Annotated in this window: 2 tRNA genes; both read right to left on the bottom strand. The window is 52.3% G+C overall.

The window, feature by feature from the left end:
• Positions 1-2: 2 nt before the first annotated feature.
• Positions 3-76, bottom strand: a tRNA-Cys gene (locus VXS03_RS20200).
• Positions 77-128: 52 nt separating this feature from the next.
• Positions 129-215 (bottom strand) — tRNA-Leu (locus VXS03_RS20205).
• Positions 216-256: the final 41 nt, after the last annotated feature.

Consider the following 256-nt stretch of genomic DNA (forward strand, 5'->3'; position numbering starts at 1 on the left):
AATGGAGGCGCGTCCCGGAGTCGAACCGAGGTACACGGATTTGCAATCCGCTGCATAGCCACTCTGCCAACGCGCCAACGTTACTAGGTTTCCCTAGCCTGTTGTTAATAAATTAACAACCTAATAGATGGTGCCCCGGGCCGGACTTGAACCGGCACAGCGCGAACGCCGAGGGATTTTAAATCCCTTGTGTCTACCAATTCCACCACCAGGGCACGCAATTTCTTGCGATGGGTAAGACACCATCTGTAAATAC

It is taken from the genome of Photobacterium sp. S4TG1, from assembly GCF_036040035.1.
Classification (GTDB): domain Bacteria; phylum Pseudomonadota; class Gammaproteobacteria; order Enterobacterales; family Vibrionaceae; genus Photobacterium.